This window comes from Lysinibacillus sp. AR18-8, assembly GCF_001705465.1.
In the GTDB taxonomy this organism is placed as follows: Bacteria; Bacillota; Bacilli; order Bacillales_A; family Planococcaceae; genus Lysinibacillus; species Lysinibacillus capsici.
On sequence record NZ_MDGU01000015.1, the window covers coordinates 299949 to 315940 of the forward strand.

Here is a 15992-nt window from a genome sequence, read left to right on the forward strand (position 1 = left end):
ATGGCAGTTGAGCAAAAGGTGATTGTGGTTACTGGTGCGGGAGGCGGTATGGGAAAGGCCATTATTCACGAGCAATTAAAGCTGGGCAATCGAGTTATTGGACTTGATCTATCCATAGATGCCTTATCAGATATTGCACAGGATGCCCTTCAATGCTTTGAAGTCAATGTGTTACAGGAGGAACGTGTGCAAGACATCTGCCAGCAGGTTTTTGATAAGTATGGCAGAATAGATGGTCTTGTTAATGCACTGGGAATTGCCCAGTCAGCTACGCCGATTGAAGAGGTCACAATGGATGAATGGAATCGTTTAATGGATGTTAATGTGAAAAGTTTATTTATCACGACAAAGGCAGTTGTCCCTTTTATGAAAAAACAGCAAAGGGGTTCTATTATTACAATTGCCTCGATTTCAGCAGTGCGACCAAGACCGGGCTTACAGGCTTATATTGCATCGAAGGGTGCAGCAGAGAGCTTTACGAGAGGACTAGCAATTGAACTAGCATCTAGTCAAATTCGGGTTAATACGATTCATCCAGGACCAGCAGACACACAAATGCTTGGTCAATTTGCCGCACAGGGTGCAGACGTAGAGCAGACGAAGCAAAGTGTCTTTGTGCAATCTGTGCCATTAGGACGATTAGTGAAGCCAGCAGATATAGCAGGAGCTGTTAGTTATTTACTATCAGATGCAGCAAGTATGGTCACAGGAACGACATTACATGTAGATGGTGGCCGTGGATTATAGGAGGGGTACAATGAAAAAAATTCCTATGTTGATAGATGGTGAGTGGGTTCACGGTGATGCTCAGACATACCTTGATGTTAAGAATCCCTCAACGGGTGAAGTGATTGCACAAATTAGCAACGCGAGTAAAGAACATGTAGAAGAGGCAGTACGTGCAGCCCGTGTAGCCTTTGAACGTGAGGACTGGCGTCAATGGAAAGCCTATGAACGTGGGCAGTTATTGATCGAATTTGCTCATTATATTCGTAAGCATGCAGAGGAATGGAGTTTGCTAGAATGTCGGGATGTAGGAAAGCCCTTATCACAGGCAAGAGCAGATATTGAAGCAGCGGCACGCTATTTTGAATTTTATGGTGGTGCAGCGGATAAGGTGATGGGAGATACAATTCCGATTGAGGATGGGCTTTTAAATGCAGTAGTGCTAGAGCCAGTGGGCATTACGGTACATATTGTGCCATGGAATTATCCGATTCAAATTACGGCAAGAAGTGTAGCAGCTGCTATAGCAACTGGTAATGCAGTCATTGTGAAAAGTGCGGAGGATACACCGCTAACAACACATGCCATTGCAGAATGGTTAGCCGATAAGTTGCCGAAAGGGATTTTCCAGCATATTACGGGCTTGGGACGAGAAGTTGGTCCTTATTTAACTTCACATCCCGATATTAATCATATTACGTTTACAGGTTCTGTTCCCACAGGAATTGCGGTGATGAAGGCGGCTGCTGAAAATGTTGTGCCTGTGACATTAGAGCTTGGTGGTAAATCTCCTAATATTGTTTTTGCGGATGCTAACATGGAGCAGGCATTAGAGGGAGTTGTACGTGCGATTATTCAAAATGCTGGTCAAACTTGTTCAGCAGGGGCACGTTTACTCATTGAGGAACGAATAAAAGAGTCCTTTATTTCCCGATTAGCCCAAAGGTTCCAAGTGATCCAAGTAGGACCAGGTGAAGCAGATATGGAGATGGGACCTTTACTGAATGAACAACAATATACAAAAATCACTGCATTATTACAGCAAGCAAAGGTAGATGGCTATGTTGTGACGGGTGGGGAACCATTGACATTGGCAGGCTATGAGAACGGCTTTTATGTTCAGCCAACTATACTTGATGGTGTTGATCCAAATGATCCATTAGCTCAGGAGGAAATTTTCGGTCCAGTGTTAACCGTCTTGACATTTTCGACTGTAGAGGAGGCCATCGCATTAGCCAATAGTACGGACTATGGCCTAGTGGCGGGCATTTGGTCACAAAATATCGATACGGCTCACTATGTGGCAAGTCGTGTGCAGGCGGGACAAGTATTTGTCAATAATTATGGGGCTGCTGGAGGCATTCAAATGCCATTTGGAGGCTATAAAAAAAGCGGAATTGGTCGAGAGAAGGGCTTTGTTGCACTGCGAAACTATACGCAAATGAAAAATATCGCTATACGCTATGCACCACCTAATCAACACTGAGATGGAGGGACGCATATGGAACAGCCAAAAGAAAAAGATGTGCTTTTAGAGGTCAATCACTTATCAATTAAATTCCATTTAAAAAATGGCAAAGAGGCAAAAGTTGTGGAAGATGTGAATTTTACTATTCATAAAGGAGAAACCGTTGCACTGGTTGGTGAATCGGGAAGTGGCAAAAGTATTACATCCTTAGCCATTATGCGGTTGCTGCCTATACCTCCAGGAGAAATTACGTCAGGTTCTATCACTTTAAACGGTAAAAATCTACTTACCTATAAAAATAAAGAAATGAGCCGTATACGAGGCAATGAAATTAGTATGATTTTTCAAGAGCCCATGACCTCTTTAGATCCCGTTTTTACGATTGGCAATCAAATGATTGAAGGCATACGAAGACACCAAAGGGTATCGAAAAAAGAGGCATGGAATAAAGCGCTACAGCTATTAAAAGAAGTCGGGATTGCGAATGCAGAAAAGGTCATCGCTGAATATCCTCACCAACTCTCAGGCGGGATGCGACAACGAGTTATGATTGCCATCGCAATGTCGAATAATCCGCAGCTATTGATTGCGGATGAGCCAACTACTGCACTTGATGTCACGGTTCAGGCACAGATTTTAAAGCTGATGCTAAAAATGAAGGAAGAGCATCGATCAGCCATTTTATTCATTACCCATGATATGAGCGTTGTTGCAGAGACAGCTGACCGCGTTATGGTGATGTATGCGGGACAGATTGTCGAGGAGGCCCCAGTAAGAGAGCTCTTTTTAAATCCACAGCATCCTTATACCACAGCGCTTTTAAAGACGATGCCAAGCCTTGAAACAGATGTCAAAAGGCTACCATCGATTCCTGGTACTGTGCCACCTGCGTATGCATTACCTGACGGCTGTCGCTTTGCGCCACGTTGTCCCCATGCGCTGGCACATTGTCATCAGGAGCAACCTGCTGTTCATCACATTCAGGAGGCACATAAGGTACGCTGTCATTTATTCACGGAGAAAGGAGAGCTGGCTCATGACAGAGAAAGAAGTTTTGCTGGAAATTAATCATTTAAAAGCCTACTTTCCTGTGAAGCGTAAATCGATGAAGGAAGAGAAAAAGGTCATAAAAGCGGTTGATGATATTTCGATTGAGATTTATAGAGGGGAAACACTTGGAATTGTTGGTGAATCAGGCTCAGGAAAATCCACCTTTGGGCGAACAATTTTAAAGCTCGTTGAACCAACAGCAGGCGAAGTGCTATATAAAGGACAACCCATCCAGCATTTAAAGGGGAATAAGCTACAAAGTTACCGCAATCAAATGCAAATGATTTTTCAAGATCCCTTTGCCTCTCTCAATCCTCGGATGCGAATCGGTTCTATAATCGAAGAGCCGATGAAGCTACAATTAACCTTGACGAAGGAGCAACGCAAAGAGCGTGTGAAGGAGCTATTACAAAAGGTAGGGCTACCTGAGGATGCCATGCATAAATTTCCACATGAATTTTCTGGTGGGCAGCGGCAGCGTATTGGGATTGCACGGGCATTAGCGATTCATCCAGAATTCATTATAGCCGATGAGCCCGTTTCAGCATTGGATGTGTCGGTGCAATCACAAGTGCTCAATCTCATGATGGATTTACAGGATGAATTTCAATTAACCTATTTATTTATCTCACATGATTTAAGCGTTGTGAAGCATATTAGTGACCGTGTGGCAGTGCTGTATTTAGGTAGAGTAGTGGAGATTGGGACAAAGAAGGAGCTATATGCCAATCCGTTGCATCCCTATACACAAGCATTACTATCTGCAATACCAGTTGTTAATTTTGATGAGCCTAAGCAAGAAATACTTTTACAGGGCGAGTTACCAAGTCCGATGAATCCACCTGTTGGCTGTGTCTTTCATACACGTTGCCCGCATGTGATGGAAAGATGCCATCAGGAGAGACCGAAGCTTCACAATGAAAATGATCATCAACGAGTAGCCTGTTTTTTATATGATAAAAAATCAGAAAATTATAATTATTTAAAAAGTGAGGTGTGAAGAATGTTTGGCAATATAACGGATGTGCCAGGTGTTAAGGTAGGACATCGCGAGAACAAGGAGGGCATCACAGGCTGTACGGTGCTAGTAGTGGAAAAAGGAGCAGTTTGTGGAGTGGATGTTCGAGGCTCTGCACCAGGTACTCGTGAAACAGATGCGTTAGATCCCATCAATGAAATTGACCGAGTTCATGCTATTTGTTTAGCTGGGGGTAGTGCGTTTGGGTTAGATGCTGCTACAGGCGTTATGCAATTTTTAGAGGAGCAAGGGATTGGGGTAGATGCAGGAGTAGCGAAAATACCGATTGTACCAAGTGCTGTACTCTTTGACTTGTTTATCGGTGATCCACATGCACGACCTACAGCACTAATGGGCTATGAAGCGGCACAAGCGGCACAAGTTGGCTCATTTCCAAATGGCAATGTAGGCGCAGGCTACGGAGCAACTGTAGGCAAATTAGCTGGTCCAGAATTTGCAATGAAGGGTGGGCTTGGTAGTGCTTCCTATGCGGGAAAAGATGGTCTTGTAGCAGGTGCTATCGTGGCTGTCAATGCAGTTGGAGATGTCAAGGACCCGACAACGAGGAAAATTTTAGCTGGAGCAAGAGATACGCATTCTGGTCAATGGGTGGATTGCTGTGCCTATTTAGAGCAACATGCACAATCAGAGGCTTTAGCGGGTACAAATACAACCATTGGTGTTGTAGCAATGAATGCCAAGCTAACGAAGGCTGAGGCTAAAAAGATTGCGCAGCTTACGCAAAATGCCTTAGCACGCACGATTTATCCTGTTCATACAATGCTGGATGGCGATACGATTTTTGTGCTTGGTACAGGGGATCAATCCTATGCACTTGATTATTTAGGCCAGCTAGCGACAAAGGTGATGGAGGAAGCAATTCTGGCTGGCATTAAAGCCGCTGAACGATTGGCGGATGTTGAGAGTTATACAAGCATTCAAAAGACAAGCACTTAGAAAAAGGGGGAACAGCCATGCAATGGAAAAAAAGCGGATTAATACTACTAACAGTGTTAATGTCAATCGTTATGGCAGCGTGTTCAAGTGATGGAGAGAAAACGACGACTACTTCAGGTACTACAGATGGTCAAGCGGCAACAGATGCTCCACAGGAAATTGTTGTACGTGTGAATGATGATCCAGATTTTTTAGATCCACATAAAGCGACAGCGTCCATTTCTTATCAAATGATTCTAAATATCTTTGAGGGGCTAATGGCTCCTGAAACGGATGGCTCCTTAAAGGAGGGACTTGCTGAAAGCTATGAAATTTCTGAGGACGGCTTAACCTATACGTTTAAAATTCGCCAAGGTGTGAAGTTTCATAATGGTGATGATTTAACGATGGAGGATATTCAATATTCCTTTGACCGTTTAATGGGGAAAAATGGTGGGGAAAAAATGTCCAATAGCTTTGATAATGTAGCATCTACAGAGGCGCCTGATGCAAGTACATTTGTGATTAAGCTAAAAGAGCCAAATTCAAATTTCTTGTACTCATTAACAGGCAGACAATCAGCTATTATTCCAAAGAGCAATGATGGGAAGCATAATGAAAATCCAATTGGTACAGGTCCATTTGCCTTTGTGAAATATGCACCAGGTACAAATTTAGAGCTTAAGAAAAATGAACAGTATTGGCAAGAAGGATTACCTTATTTGAATAAAGTAACCTTTGCCTTCCAATCAGATGATCAGGCAGCCATTATGAGCTTAATGGCAAACGAAGTTGATTTAACGAGTGTTCCTTGGCACCGTGTGAGCGAGGTAGAGGGAAGCTATAATTTATCACACCAAAATAATAACTCTTCTCTTATTGTTACATTTAACGAAACAAAGGCACCATTTGACAATGTGAAGGTTCGTCAAGCAATCAATTACGCAATTAGTAAAGCCGATATTATTGACTCTGTGTTTGCAGGCTATGCTGTGCCACTTGGCTCTAATATGAGTCCAGCGATGGGCGATTTCCAAAAGAAGGGCTTAGAAAGCATGTATGAGCGAGATGTGGAAAAAGCGAAGGCGTTATTAGCAGAAGCAGGATATCCGGATGGCTTTAAAACAAAAATTACAGTGTCTTCACACAATGATATTTACTCAAATATTGCACAAATTGTCGTAGCTAATCTACAAGAGATCGGAATTGATGTAGAAATTGAAGTAGTGGAATGGGGAATTTGGCTAGATCGCGTTTACTTTGGTCGTGACTATGCAATGACAACGATTGACTTAACAGGTCGTGCATCTGCTTTTGAAGTGTTGAATGATTACATTTCTACAAACGATAGTGAAAACTTCTTCTTATTTAAAAATGAAGAATACGACAAAATTATGGCTGATGTTTTAAAGGAAACCGACCAAGCCAAGCAAATAGAGTACTATCATCGTGCACAGGAAATATTAGCTGAGCAGGCAACAGCAGTGTATATTGCGGATTATCAAATCGTTTGGGGATCTGACAAACAGGTGACGGGGCTCAAGAGCTATCCATTCTGGTTCCACGATATGTCAGAGGTCAAGTTTTCAAACTAGAAAGGGATGAGTGCTTATGATGTATATCCTACGTCGAATCATCCTGTTAATAACAACCATCCTTCTAGTATCCATTATTACATTTGGTGTTTTTCAAATTTTACCTGGTGATCCAGTTCGCACAATGCTAGGAACAGAGGCGGATCCCACTCAAATTGAAAATTTACGATCTGAGCTTGGCTTGGATCGTCCTCTTTATGAACAATATGTGGATTGGATGAAGGGCTTATTGACAGGGCAATTAGGGAATTCCATTCGATTTTCCATGCCAGTAAAAGAATTACTATTTGATCGACTTCCTGTCACCATGTCATTAGCAGGACTCACCCTTATCATTGTCTTAATCATCTCATTACCTTTAGGGATGTTTGCAGCAAGAAGACAAAATAAATTAAGTGATGTGTCATTATCGACTGTAACCCAGATCGGTATGGCAGTGCCTTCCTTTTGGCTAGGGATGATGCTTATTCTTTACATTGGCCTACAGTTCAGCTTCTTTAAAATTAGTGGCTATATACCTTGGACACAAAGTGTAGCAGGGGCGCTCAGTACCCTAATACTTCCAGCCTTAACGATTGCGATTCCGCAAATTGCGGTGAATTTTCGTTATGTTCGTACAGCCATTTTGGAGCAGGTCCAGCTCGATTATGTCCGTACGATACGCAGTAAAGGGATGTCTGAACAAAATGTAATGTATAAGCATGTTTTGAAAAATTCCATGATTCCGATATTGACGGTTTTTGGGTTGATTATGGCGGAGGTTGTGGCAGGAACGATTATTGTGGAGCAGGTGTTTTCATTGCCAGGGATTGGTCAGTTATTGATTACGGCTATCAGTAATCGTGATTTTCCACTCGTACAAGGGATCGTTATGTATATTACAGTAGCTGTCGTCATGATTAATTTTATCGTCGATGTTTTATATTCTGTGTTGGACCCTAGAATTCGATTACGTTAAGAGGTGACTACCATGAAACAATTACAGCGCTATACTAAAAAAATCAATTTAGTCATTGGTCTCCTCGTCATTGTTGGCTTTCTGCTCGTCATGATTGTTAGCTTTTTTTATACACCCCATGATGTCAACGCGATGAATATACCTGAAAAATTGCGTGGTCCAGGTGGTGCCTATATGTTTGGAACAGATGAATTTGGGCGAGATATTTTTAGTCGCATTATGAAGGGGACACAAACAGCCTTTGCCGTGGGTCTATTAACGGTTGCGATTGGAACGATATTTGGTATTCTCATAGGCGGAATTGCAGGCTATGTTGGTGGCTGGGTCGATGAAATATTTATGCGTACGATGGACGCTTTAATGGCCTTTCCAGGAATCATCTTAGCATTAATGCTTGTAGCAGTATTCGGCCCAGGAATAACGAATACAGCGATAGCGCTGGGGATTATCGCGATACCTGCTATTGCGAGGATTGCCCGCAGTGGCTTTGTGCAACAACGTGACTCGGAATATGTGCTGGCAGCGAAATTAATTGGTGTTAAGCCTTATAGCATCATGTTTCGTCATATTTTGCCAAACATTTCGTCGCAAATTATTGTGGCAGCAACCGTGACTTTTGCGACAGCCATGTTAGCCGAGGCAGCACTGAGCTATTTAGGGCTTGGGGTACAGCCACCAAACCCTAGCTGGGGCAGAATGTTAAAAGATTCACAAGCCTATTTAATCGGTGCCCCTTGGTATACGTATGCCCCTGGAGGAGCCATTACGATTCTTGTTTTAGGCTTATATATGCTCAGTAATGCTTTACGAGATTTTATGGACCCGCGTTCAAAATCGTAATAGATCAGGTGCTGTCTTTTGCAACAGTTCATATGCCTTAACAGCCATCTCAATATTGAGGCGATGGGGAGCTTGTAAAAAATCAGCACCTAGTATACTTTCTAAGCGTTCTATTCGTTTGTAAAGTGTTTGACGGACAATAAACAGCTGTTCTGCTGTATCATTTTTAGCTCCATTACAGGACAGATAAACAGCTAATGTTTGAAATAAATCATGGCTACTTTTTTGATCTAATACTAAAATTTCCTGTAAATAATCTTTTACAAATTGTAGGAGAGCTGTTTGATCCTGCTGTAATAACAATCGATAAACACCTAAATCCTTATAATAGATGGAGCTCGTCAATTGATGATGCTGCATTTGGATGGTTGATTTGGCTTCCTTATAGCCCAGATGAACACTTTCGATCGTTTGATAGACATTGCTAATACCACAGCTAAGGGTAAGTTGCTCAAAAAATTGTGCTGCTTTTCTTGCAACGATTTGTGAAATCGCTTGATCAAAAGCGTCGCGATTGTCTTTCATATAATCTGCGGCAATGAAAAAGGCTAAAATAATTATTTCGTGCTGTCTTACTGAAACAGTGGGGAAAAATCCAAGCTTTTTCAGAATTGAACGAACATACATGGCATTTTGTAGCTGGATTTCCTGCCATTCTTCTTCAGGCACAGTATTGGCTTCATCATGTAGATTGAACACGACGACTCGGTAAAATAAATTACGACTTTCGATTGGTAAATAGCTTTGGTAGTATTGAATATCTACTGGCTGACCTTGAATTAAGGCTAGTATGAATTCATCTTCACGGCTTTGCTGTCGCTCCTGAAGCATGCGGTTACGCATTAAAATATGGGCAATCGACATAGTTGCTCGTTCAAGATTTAACAAGGTGTAATCACTCTGCTTTGGCAGTTCAGAATGCATACATAAATAGCCCCACACTTGTCCAAGCCCATTAACAGGAATAATGACAAAATGGTCTTTACCCAAGGATAGAAGGTGCAAGGGCTCTTGTAGTTCTAACTGCTGACAATGCTCCTCCATGACACGTAAGTATTTTTTAGCCTCCATAGGATAATAAAAGCTTTTTGTATCTTCTGAAACAAATAGAAAAGGAGCATTTGTATCTTGATGGAGTACTTGTAATATTTTTAAAATACCATTTGGCATTAATGATAATTCCATAAAAGTTTTGGATAGTGTATCTAGCTGTGTAAGTGCCTGCTGGTGTTGATTAATTATGTACGTGTGCAAATCTTGCGTAATATCAATAAATCGTACAATTTCCTCAAAGATGATGATAGGGAAATGATGGGCATTTGCCATGGCAATCAATTCTACGGGAACATGGTCAAAATAGTCGCCAATTTCTATACAAAGACCAGCTGCCTCATTACGAATAAGGTTCTGTAAGTAGGCTATTTGTGTTTCTCGTTCTAGCTGTAAACCGACACCCGTGGTTAAAATTAATTCACCACCATTGATTAAGGTTTCAAAATCTTTAATTTCTAATATATGTGTCCACAATACTTGGCGATCTAGGCCGTGCTGCCCTGCAATAAGCTTCGCTGATTCAAAATGCTTGCGCTTGAGGACATCACGTACGAGTAGAGGATGTTTCGACATCAATTAGCACCTGCCCTTCGAATGTACAATGTCTATTTCATTATGTTAGAGAAATCAGAAAATTTCAATATTAACTAGCTTAATAGGGAAAATGGTGATAGACAAAAAGACACCGATGATACACGATTGGAGGTCATGATATGGAGCGAAACGATCAGTTTACACATACTTTACAGCAAAAAGATCATGAAAACATTTGGCATCACATGTCTATCTATAACGACAAAGCACCTCCCATTATTGAGCAGGGAGAAGGGGCATGGATTACAGATAGTTTAGGCAATCGCTTTTTAGATGGCATGTCAGGCTTATGGGCAGTGAATGTAGGGTATGGGCGTGAGCGTCTTGCTAGGGTTGCGTATGAGCAGCTAAAAAAGCTTTGCTATGCTCCTTTAACACAAAGCCATGAACCTGCCATCAGGCTCGCTGAAAAAATAAACAGCTTACTTGAGGATGACTATATGATGTTTTATTCCACTAGTGGCTCAGATGCGAATGAAGTAGCGTTTAAGTTAATACGTCAATACCATCAACAAAATGGGGAAGGGAACCGCTACAAAATCATTGCTCGTTATCGGGGCTATCATGGCAGTTCACTTGGGGCATTAGCAGCTACAGGTCAGGCATTACGTAAATTTAAGTACGAGCCGCTGACACCGGGCTTCTTACATGTTGCTCCACCTGATCACTATCGTCGTCCAAAAGGGCAGTCAATTGAGGCATACAGCCTAGCACTTGCCCGAGAAATGGAAGAAAAAATTATTTGGGAGCAAAAAGAAACCATTGCGGCTGTCATTATGGAGCCACTCATCACGGGTGGTGGAGTGCTTATTCCACATCCAACTTATGTCAAAGAAGTCGAGCGCATTTGTAGAAAGCATGGAGTATTACTCATCATGGATGAAGTCATTTGTGGCTTCGGACGGACAGGTAAGCTATTTGGCCATCAGCATTTTGATATTCGACCAGATGTCATTACCATGGCGAAAGGATTAACGAGTGCCTACCTACCACTATCCATTACAGCTATACGGAAAGACATTTATGAAAAATTTAAAGAGACGGACGGCTATAGTCATTTTCGCCATATCAATACGTTTGGGGGCAATCCAGCAGCTTGTGCAGTGGCCTTAGAAAATATAAAAATCATGGAGGAGGAAGGACTTGTGCAGCGAGCAAGAGATTTGGGTATTCAATTCCTACATGATTTGCAAGACCTATTAGAGCTGCCTTTCGTTGGCGATATTCGTGGGCTTGGGCTACTCATTGGCATCGAGCTGGTTGAAGATAAACAATCTCAAACACCTGCTAAGCCTGAGCTAATCGCGAAAATCATGGCTGATTGTCAAGCAAATGGCTTAATTATTGGAAGAAATGGTGATACAGTTGAAGGCTTCAATAATATCATTACGTTAAGTCCACCGCTGTGCTGTACAGACGAGGACTTTGATTTTATGGTTGCTGTATTAAAACGAGTATTTGCAGCCAATGTCTAGCCTAAGGCGATTCCAAATGTGCGAAAAACACGAGGAATCGCCTTTAATACTGTCGTTTATGCCCTTTCTTCACCTCTTCCCAGTCAATTTCGATGTTATGCAACACACGTGTTAGAAGACTGTGAATGCAGTTAATCTCCTCATTAGAAAACCCCTCAAGCGCACGAGCATTGGAATATTCGCCCTCCCGTTTTAAAAAAGGATAGATGTCCATACTTTTAGCTGTAGGAAAAAGTAATTTATTTTTCTTATTTCCTTGTTCAATTCGTTTTTCAATAAAGCCTTTGGTCTCCAATTTTTGAATAGCTCGTGAAGCCGTTGTACGGTCTACCTTCAAAAGCTCTGCGACTTTCTCTTGAATAATACCTGGATGTTCACAAATACGGATGACATATAAATATTGCCCCTTTGTCAAATCCAATTCCTTGAATTCAATATTGCTTATCGAGTCTAATGCCCGTGCTATGGCACCTATTTCACGTAAGATTTCTTTCATGTTCGATCCTCCTGAGATTTTTGTTGTAATTGCAATAAAAATCATTCTATACTAATACTATCATCTTCAAAGTGAAATTGCACCTAGAGAAGATGATAAGGCAGGAGAAACTAGGAGGAATAGTAATGACTATAAAAAAAGTGACAACTGAAGCAGAATTACAAACAGCGTTTGATTTTAGACGAAGCGTTTTTATTGAAGAGCAGCAAGTCCCTGAGGAAGAAGAATATGATGAATTTGATGCACTGGATGCTCCATGCGATCATATTTTGGTGTATTACAATGAGCAACCTGTTGGAACAGGGAGACTTCGAGTTGTAGAGGACTATGGCAAATTGGAGCGTATTTGTATATTAGAAGAATACCGCAAATATGGCCTTGGTAAGGAAGTTATTGTAGGCCTAGAGCAAATTGCTCGAGATAAAGGGCTAACAAAAGCAAAATTAAATGCTCAGTCCTATGCAGAAGGCTTTTATGAAAAATTAGGCTATCAGCGTGAAGGTGAAGAATTTATGGATTGTGGCATCCCCCATATTTTAATGAAGAAATACTGGTAACAGACGAAATTCACACGATTATAGAACATGCCAGACTTAGCGTCATACTTTGTAACTTTTTAATCGTTGCTTGGGTCTACTGCTGAAAGGGGGGATGTTGTTGAAGAAATGGATATGCCTTTGTTTCATGTGTTTGTTGTTACTGACTGCTTGCGGTAGTCAAGTCATCATCGAATGGGTTGATTTAATTAAATGGGATGGTGAGCAATATGAAGCTGTATATGAAGTAGCGTTAGCAGATCGTTCATTCATCGATAAGGAAATAGGGGAAGTTGATTTTAAAGTGGCAGATCATATCAAAAGAACTTCCTATCGCTTTAAGGATGGCGATGCAGCCTTCCATGAGAAGGGAACAAAGCTTTATGCGATAAAGGGTCTTGACGATGCCATTGCGGTAGAGGATCAGTCGGTTATTAATGGCTATCGAATTTATATGATAAGAGCTGAAGCTCCGCCGCGACGGAATTTTGATCAGGTTCCATTAGAAGAAGTGAAGAAAATAGAATTTTACTCATCTACGGAAGAAGGCAATCGGAAAACGGCTAGCTATACAAACCAGTCTGACATGGCAGATTTAAAGGCAATTTTAGTCAATAGTAAACCAGCCCCATCCTTTGAGCCAAACAGGGATACGAACCGTTATGATGTACTCCTTTATACAGACGATGCCATTGCTTTTCAATATGGCATACAATTTGATGGTACTACTTATTTTTGGTTTCCGTCAGAAAACGCGATTTTATCGAATGATATACAGCAGTTTATTTCCAAAGATTAGCGTACTTCTCTAAAGAGAATTCCATGCTACTTTCTGTAATGGTTCAGGCGATCAGGAAGATTAACACTTTAGCAAAATGCTCCAATTAAAGAAAGCTGCCCAAACGATAAGGCAGCTTTCCTTTATTCTTTCTTTACAACCGTACCTGCAAAGCTATCATGAGGAAGACGTTGACCGTGCTGCTGCTCGAAGGCTTGGCGATCTTTTAGATAATCGAACGTACTGATAGTGTCTCGATATGCCATGCGTTTAATAATTTGACATGCTGATAATGGACGACCATCTTCATTTTCGAGTGCTAATCCCATTGCTTTGTAGCCAATCGTTTGTCCGTTTTTACGGAGTTGTGCATATTCTAGCGCCCACAATACCACAGTTGGCGTAACGAGTGCATGAACAGCCTCATTTTTTACTTTTTTTCGTAGGAAGTATTCAACCCCAAACGTGACAGCTGTTGAAACAGCTGTATCGATTAAAAATGCAGCTGTGCGTTTTTTTGTCATCGATTCCATATAAGCCCTCCTTAAATGACCTGTCACTAGTACATACGAACAATAAGGACAAAAAGTTTCGGTTTATCCTAGATTCATATCTAATGAAAGTACAGGATAGGATGGAATCGCCCCATGCTTTGTTGTTGAAATGCCCGCATATCCGTTTGCAAAAGATAGCAGAGACATTGCATACTGTTCACAATGAGCTACCACTTGATCTACTGTTAGTTGATGATGAAGAAATTGACTTAAAATCGCGCCAATAAAAGCATCACCAGCCCCAGTTGTATCAACGGTTTGTACCTTGTTAGCAGGAGCCTTCACATGATGCTTTTTCGTATATAAGGTAGCCCCAGCAGCACCATGTGTAATGATAATAACTTCTACATATCCCTTGAATAACGTTTGAACAGCTTCCTGTTCATCTTCTAGAGTTGTTAAAAACAACAGTTCTTCCTCTGAAAGCTTGACAATATGGGCTTTTGGTAAAAAGGCTAAAATGGTTTCACAACACGCCGTCTTATCCTGCCATAAAGGAAGGCGCACATTCGGATCGAAGGATATAAGGCTTCCTGCTTGATGTGCCTGTTCAATAAGGGCAAGATGTGCTTGTTTCATAGGACTCTCTACAAGATTAACAGAGCAAAAGTGAACGATATCGTGCGCTGTTAATAGCTGCGAGGGGAGGTATTCCTGTTTGTATAAGAGATCTGCAGCATGTCGGCGATAAAATTGAAAATCTCGTTCGCCATGTTCATTTAATGAAACAAAGGCAAGACTTGTTTCACCATCCGTTGATTGACGAATAAACTGTGTATCTACACCTGCTTGCTGCAACGTTTTGATTAGGAAGTCACCAAAGGCATCCTGACCGACTTGTGTAAGAAGGGCCGCCTGCTGTCCTAGCTTTGCACAGACAGCGGCTACATTGGCAGGTGCCCCTCCTGCATGTTTAGTAAAATGCTCAATGTTGGCTAGGGAGCCGTGCTGCTGTGTCGGTGTAAAGTCAATTAATAATTCTCCAATTGTGAAGAGCTTGCCCATTATGAGACCTCCTGTGGTAGTCGCTTTTTCTTAGGAACATAAATGGTATAAAAAATACCAGCGAAAATGAGAAGGATCCCCATCGTTTGCGTAAAGCTTGGCATAAAATCAAGCAATAGCATATCCAGTAAAATGGCGACAACAGGGTCGACAAAAACCAATACAGAGACAAGAATCGTAGACAGGCTACGAATACTATCAAAAAATAAATAGTAAACAAATCCTGTATGAATAAAGCCTGTGCCGAGTATATAAAACCAATTGGTTGACGTTAATCCATCAAACAGCGAGAAGTCGATAAAAGGCAGTAGTATCACGATTCCAACTGTTGTTTGAATATAGGTTAACGCATACGAGCTAAGCTTCGTGATGGTTTTGCTTGTTAGCATTGTAAGGGCGTAAAATACTGCTGACAGTAATGCCCAGATAAAGCCAGATTGCATAAATTCTGAGAACGACACAAAATTATTGAGACCGATGATAAAAATACTACCGATAAAGCAAGTGATTGTTGCGACAAGTGCCTGAATGGTCATTTTTTCCTTCAAAAAGATAGCGCCTAAAATTAACACAAATATGGGGGCTAAATTATAGATGGAAATGGCAATTGAAATGGACATTTCCTCAAAGGCTTTAAATAAAAATACCCAGTTTAACACAATAAAGACACCGCAAATAAGCGTTTGAAAAATTTCTTTCTTATCCCATACCTCTGTTTTATGTCCACCAGTGATGAGCCACATACCACCTAGAAAGAGGGTTGCGCAAATGCATCTAACAAAGACAAGCTCTGTAGCGGGAACACCAGTGTGAACGGTAAAAAAGCCGATGGAACCAAACAGTGCCATGGAGACTGTTAGTTTAATGATTGCTGAGATGTTCATACGAAACCTTCCTTCTATTATTTTAT

At 41.4% G+C, this 15992-nt stretch carries 16 protein-coding genes; 11 read left to right on the plus strand and 5 right to left on the minus strand.

Annotated elements, in window-relative coordinates; all coding sequences use genetic code 11:
* From BFM98_RS14245 to BFM98_RS14280, 8 genes are read left to right on the plus strand one after another with little or no spacing between them, the layout of a single operon-like run.
* On the plus strand, window positions 1-747 hold the full coding sequence (locus BFM98_RS14245) for an SDR family NAD(P)-dependent oxidoreductase (protein ID WP_054550825.1): 747 nt from the start codon (window positions 1-3) through the stop codon (window positions 745-747).
* Between the two features lie 10 nt (window positions 748-757).
* Window positions 758-2212, plus strand: a complete 1455-nt coding sequence (locus BFM98_RS14250; protein ID WP_066037718.1) for an aldehyde dehydrogenase family protein — start codon at window positions 758-760, stop codon at window positions 2210-2212.
* Between the two features lie 15 nt (window positions 2213-2227).
* Window positions 2228-3262 carry an ABC transporter ATP-binding protein gene (locus BFM98_RS14255; RefSeq protein ID WP_054550827.1) on the plus strand — a complete coding sequence of 345 codons (1035 nt, stop codon included), beginning with the start codon at window positions 2228-2230 and terminating at the stop codon, window positions 3260-3262.
* Window positions 3231-4244 carry an ABC transporter ATP-binding protein gene (locus BFM98_RS14260; RefSeq protein WP_066037719.1) on the plus strand — a complete coding sequence of 338 codons (1014 nt, stop codon included), beginning with the start codon at window positions 3231-3233 and terminating at the stop codon, window positions 4242-4244. Before BFM98_RS14255 ends, BFM98_RS14260 begins: the two co-directional genes overlap by 32 nt.
* Window positions 4245-4247: 3 nt before the next feature.
* Entirely contained in the window at window positions 4248-5219 is a 972-nt protein-coding gene (locus BFM98_RS14265; protein ID WP_066037720.1) for a P1 family peptidase, read from the plus strand.
* A 17-nt stretch (window positions 5220-5236) separates the two neighbouring features.
* Window positions 5237-6793 carry an ABC transporter substrate-binding protein gene (locus BFM98_RS14270; protein WP_048390132.1) on the plus strand — a complete coding sequence of 519 codons (1557 nt, stop codon included), beginning with the start codon at window positions 5237-5239 and terminating at the stop codon, window positions 6791-6793.
* A gap of 16 nt (window positions 6794-6809) precedes the next feature.
* The gene (locus BFM98_RS14275) at window positions 6810-7751 is read left to right on the plus strand and encodes an ABC transporter permease (protein WP_009374228.1); all 942 of its coding nucleotides are present in this window, start codon (window positions 6810-6812) and stop codon (window positions 7749-7751) included.
* A gap of 12 nt (window positions 7752-7763) precedes the next feature.
* Window positions 7764-8591 (plus strand): ABC transporter permease, encoded by an 828-nt coding sequence (locus tag BFM98_RS14280; RefSeq protein WP_004229583.1) that lies wholly within the window; start codon window positions 7764-7766, stop codon window positions 8589-8591.
* Here BFM98_RS14280 and BFM98_RS14285 read toward each other — a convergent pair.
* Complete coding sequence (locus BFM98_RS14285; RefSeq protein ID WP_066037721.1) at window positions 8580-10217, minus strand: PucR family transcriptional regulator; 1638 nt, start codon at window positions 10215-10217, stop codon at window positions 8580-8582. The two genes, BFM98_RS14280 and BFM98_RS14285, sit on opposite strands and share 12 nt — an antisense overlap.
* A gap of 140 nt (window positions 10218-10357) precedes the next feature.
* Between BFM98_RS14285 and BFM98_RS14290 the strand changes: the two genes are divergently transcribed.
* Window positions 10358-11713 (plus strand): aspartate aminotransferase family protein, encoded by a 1356-nt coding sequence (locus tag BFM98_RS14290; protein WP_048390134.1) that lies wholly within the window; start codon window positions 10358-10360, stop codon window positions 11711-11713.
* A gap of 43 nt (window positions 11714-11756) precedes the next feature.
* On the opposite strand, the gene BFM98_RS14295 is transcribed toward BFM98_RS14290, so the two are convergent.
* A complete protein-coding gene (locus tag BFM98_RS14295) occupies window positions 11757-12209 on the minus strand; it encodes a MarR family winged helix-turn-helix transcriptional regulator (protein WP_004229576.1) in 453 nt (150 codons plus the stop codon).
* A 125-nt stretch (window positions 12210-12334) separates the two neighbouring features.
* On the opposite strand from BFM98_RS14295, the gene BFM98_RS14300 reads away from it, so the two are divergent.
* Both BFM98_RS14300 and BFM98_RS14305 read left to right on the plus strand, forming a co-directional pair.
* Window positions 12335-12766 (plus strand): GNAT family N-acetyltransferase, encoded by a 432-nt coding sequence (locus tag BFM98_RS14300; protein ID WP_066037722.1) that lies wholly within the window; start codon window positions 12335-12337, stop codon window positions 12764-12766.
* A gap of 127 nt (window positions 12767-12893) precedes the next feature.
* Window positions 12894-13544 (plus strand): hypothetical protein, encoded by a 651-nt coding sequence (locus BFM98_RS14305; protein WP_254660040.1) that lies wholly within the window; start codon window positions 12894-12896, stop codon window positions 13542-13544.
* A gap of 122 nt (window positions 13545-13666) precedes the next feature.
* Here BFM98_RS14305 and BFM98_RS14310 read toward each other — a convergent pair whose 3' ends face one another.
* The 3 genes from BFM98_RS14310 to BFM98_RS14320 form a co-directional block, all read right to left on the minus strand.
* On the minus strand, window positions 13667-14056 hold the full coding sequence (locus BFM98_RS14310; protein WP_066037724.1) for an RDD family protein: 390 nt from the start codon (window positions 14054-14056) through the stop codon (window positions 13667-13669).
* 63 nt (window positions 14057-14119) lie between these two features.
* Entirely contained in the window at window positions 14120-15082 is a 963-nt protein-coding gene (locus tag BFM98_RS14315; RefSeq protein ID WP_048390141.1) for a carbohydrate kinase family protein, read from the minus strand.
* The gene (locus BFM98_RS14320) at window positions 15082-15966 is read right to left on the minus strand and encodes a DMT family transporter (protein WP_004229564.1); all 885 of its coding nucleotides are present in this window, start codon (window positions 15964-15966) and stop codon (window positions 15082-15084) included. Before BFM98_RS14320 ends, BFM98_RS14315 begins: the two co-directional genes overlap by 1 nt.
* Window positions 15967-15992 lie beyond the last annotated feature (26 nt).